A 3,421-nucleotide genomic window follows, 5' to 3' on the forward strand; every position below is an offset into this window, starting at 1 on the left:
CTGGTCTGACGGCGCTTACTGCTGAATTCACTGTCGGCGAAGGTAAGTTGATGACTCATGATGAACCCTGTTCCATGGCTCCAGATGACAAACATGATCTCATATCAGGGACTTGTTCGCACCTTCCTTAGAGAAATTTGCTCAGCTTGTTGATTATCATATGGCTTTTGAAACTGTCGCACCTCATGTTTGAATTCGCCCCATATTTTTGCTACAGTGAACCAAATTAAGATCATCTATTTACTAGGCCTCGCATTTGCGGGGTTTTTAATGCTGAATAAAAGGAAAACTTGATGGAATTGCCCAATATTATGCACCCGGTCGCGAAGCTGAGCACCGCATTAGCCGCTGCATTGATGCTGAGCGGGTGCATGCCCGGTGAAATCCGCCCGACGATTGGCCAGCAAATGGAAACTGGCGACCAACGGTTTGGCGATCTGGTTTTCCGCCAGCTCGCACCGAATGTCTGGCAGCACACTTCCTATCTCGACATGCCGGGTTTCGGGGCAGTCGCTTCCAACGGTTTGATCGTCAGGGATGGCGGCCGCGTGCTGTTGGTCGATACCGCCTGGACCGATGACCAGACCGCCCAGATCCTCAACTGGATCAAGCAGGAGATCAACCTGCCGGTCGCGCTGGCGGTGGTGACTCACGCGCATCAGGACAAGATGGGCGGTATGGACGCGCTGCATGCGGCGGGGATTGCGACTTATGCCAATGCGTTGTCGAACCAGCTTGCCCCGCAAGAGGGGCTGGTTGCGGCGCAACACAGCCTGACTTTCGCCGCCAATGGCTGGGTCGAACCAGCAACCGCGCCCAACTTTGGCCCGCTCAAGGTATTTTACCCCGGCCCCGGCCACACCAGTGACAATATCACCGTTGGGATCGACGGCACCGACATCGCTTTTGGTGGCTGCCTGATCAAGGACAGCAAGGCCAAGTCGCTCGGCAATCTCGGTGATGCCGACACTGAGCACTACGCCGCGTCAGCGCGCGCGTTTGGTGCGGCGTTCCCCAAGGCCAGCATGATCGTGATGAGCCATTCCGCCCCCGATAGCCGCGCCGCAATCACTCATACGGCCCGCATGGCCGACAAGCTGCGCTGAGCCATGGCTGACCACGTCACCCCCAATCTGCCATCGCGCGATTTCGATGTGACAGAGGCGTTTTATGCGAAGCTGGGCTTTGCGACGAGTTGGAAGGATCGCGGCTGGATGATCCTGCAGCGCGGCGGTTTGCAGCTCGAATTCTTCCCCTATCCTGACCTCGACCCAGCTACGAGCTCGTTCGGCTGTTGCCTGCGGTTGGATGATCTCGATGCCATGGTGGCATTGGTGAACGCGGCGGGAGCCGAGGAAAAAAGCACCGGCTGGCCGCGCTTCAAAGCTCCGCAACTGGAGGCGAGCGGCCTGAGGATCGGCTACCTGATCGATCCCGACTGCACGCTGGTGCGGCTGATCCAGAACCCCGACTGACCGCATGCCCGCGAAAATCAAGATTTGCGGGATCAGCACACCCGAGGCGCTCGATGCGACCATCGCGGCGCGGGCGGACTATGCCGGGTTGGTGTTCTATCCAGCGTCGCCCCGTGCGGTTACGTCGAATGTCGCGGGCGCTTTGACATCGCGCGCAGCTGGCCAGATCGCCATGGTCGGTTTGTTCGTCGATGCGGATGATGCTGTCATCGCCGACGCACTGGTGGCAGCCAAGCTGAACGCGCTGCAGCTGCACGGTTCGGAATCGCCCGAACGCGTGGCCCAGTTGCGCGCGCGGTTTGGCAAGCCGGTGTGGAAGGCGCTGCCCGTCGCCAGCGCCAGCGATGTCGCACGCGCCGCAGCCTATGCCGGGGCGGCGGACTTGATCTTGTTCGACGCCAAGACCCCCAAAGGCGCGCTGCCCGGCGGCATGGGGTTGGCGTTCGACTGGTCGCTGCTGGCCGGATATCGCGGTGCCTTGCCGTGGGGGCTGGCAGGCGGGCTAAATCCGACGAATGTTGCCGAGGCGATTGCGCGCACCGGAGCGCCGCTGGTCGATACCTCCAGCGGCGTCGAAAGCGCGCCGGGCGTCAAGGATACCGACAAGATTACCAATTTCGCCTTTGCGGTGCGCTTGGCCTAAATCGCGTCGATCAATAGGCGTCGTTCAGCGCAAAGATCGGCTTGCGGGTGCGCCACTGCCCTCGGGTGAAGTCGGGAAAATCTAACGTGCGATTGCCCTCAGCAATCGATTGTTCCGACAGAGGCGTGATCGCGCTCCAGGCCAGCGCGTCGTAAATGTCGATTGGCATCGGGGCCTTGGCCTTCAGCGCCTCGACAAAAGCGTGGATCACGAACCAGTCCATCCCGCCATGCCCGGCCCCTGCCGCCAGATCGGCGTAGCGTTTCCATAGCGGGTGATCGTATTTCGCAAACCAGCCCTCGGCAGGCTCCCAGCGGTGCGGCTGTGGGCTCTTGCCCTCCAGATAGATCGACTTGTTGACGTCCATCCACAGCCCCTCGGTGCCTTGCACCCGAAAGCCGAGAGAATAGGGGCGCGGCAGCGAGGTGTCGTGGCACAGCATGATCGTTTCACCATTAGTGCAGCCGATCATGGTGTTGACCACATCACCCAGTGCGAATTTCACCTCGGCGTTGGGATGATCGGCAGAGCCGTTCTTGACGACATAATCATGCAGCCCGCGCGCCTTACAGCCGAAGCCGCCAGCGCCCGCTTCGCCCGGCAACGCGACCTTCAGGGTGCGGGTCTGCGGCGGGTAGCACACGCCGGCATCGGCGCAGCCCTGGTACTTCACGGTCAGGGTGGTCGCGCTCGCGCCGGCCGCGGGCGTGCCGGTGAGGGTGCCGAGCAATTCCTTGCGGTAGGTTTCGACGTCGCCGAAGAATTCGTCGCGGTAGGCCTTGCCCTTCGGCAGCGCCATGGTCGCGCCGGTGAAGGCGGCATCGGCCTTGACCGAGGTGCGGTGCCGGTACAGGTAATAGCCGTCGGCGATCCGCCAGCGCACCTCGATGCGGTCCGGCGCGGTGGCCTGCGCGGACAGGACGAAGACCTCGTCGACCGGCGGCAGTTCGAAGTCCTGGGCGACGGCCGAGGTCGCGGGCAGCGCAAGCAGCAGGGCGAGCCCGGCCAGCCAGCGGCGCAGGCGGATCGTGGATGCGGTCATTGGCTCAGTTTACCGGTCGGCTCTCGGCGGCCAGCCATTGCAGGTATTCGGGCAGGCCGGACGCGGCTTCGACCGCGAGCAGCTCCGGGAGTTCGTAGGGATGCAGTTGGCGCAGGCGTTCCTGCAGGGCGGGGGGCACTGTTGCAAATAGTCGGTGGTGATAAACTTATCATCCCCTTTTGCTGATGGAGCTGCACATGAACCCATTCAAAGGCCGGCATTTTCAGCGTGACATCATTCTGTGGGCCGTACGCTGGTACT

At 61.7% G+C, this 3,421-nt stretch carries 5 protein-coding genes; 3 read left to right on the top strand and 2 right to left on the bottom strand.

From position 1 onward, the window contains the following. Positions 1-293 precede the first annotated feature (293 nt). The 3 genes from OOJ60_RS24240 to OOJ60_RS24250 are packed head-to-tail and all read left to right on the top strand — an operon-like array spanning position 294 to position 2,118. Entirely contained in the window at positions 294-1,106 is an 813-nt protein-coding gene (locus tag OOJ60_RS24240; protein WP_023408309.1) for a subclass B1 metallo-beta-lactamase NDM-5, read from the top strand. Between the two features lie 3 nt (positions 1,107-1,109). Beyond that, a complete protein-coding gene (ble, locus tag OOJ60_RS24245; protein ID WP_004201167.1) occupies positions 1,110-1,475 on the top strand; it encodes a bleomycin binding protein Ble-MBL in 366 nt (121 codons plus the stop codon). Positions 1,476-1,479: 4 nt separating this feature from the next. Continuing rightward, positions 1,480-2,118: a phosphoribosylanthranilate isomerase gene (locus OOJ60_RS24250; RefSeq protein ID WP_004201168.1), complete on the top strand. Its 639-nt coding sequence runs from the start codon at positions 1,480-1,482 to the stop codon at positions 2,116-2,118. Positions 2,119-2,128: 10 nt separating this feature from the next. Here OOJ60_RS24250 and OOJ60_RS24255 read toward each other — a convergent pair whose 3' ends face one another. Further along, positions 2,129-3,160: a protein-disulfide reductase DsbD domain-containing protein gene (locus OOJ60_RS24255; RefSeq protein WP_004201169.1), complete on the bottom strand. Its 1,032-nt coding sequence runs from the start codon at positions 3,158-3,160 to the stop codon at positions 2,129-2,131. A gap of 4 nt (positions 3,161-3,164) precedes the next feature. After that, positions 3,165-3,299 (bottom strand): divalent cation tolerance protein CutA, encoded by a 135-nt coding sequence (gene cutA / locus OOJ60_RS24260; protein ID WP_023408307.1) that lies wholly within the window; start codon positions 3,297-3,299, stop codon positions 3,165-3,167. Positions 3,300-3,421 lie beyond the last annotated feature (122 nt).

Source organism: Citrobacter sp. R4, from assembly GCF_026719175.1.
Classification (GTDB): domain Bacteria; phylum Pseudomonadota; class Gammaproteobacteria; order Enterobacterales; family Enterobacteriaceae; genus Citrobacter_A; species Citrobacter_A sedlakii.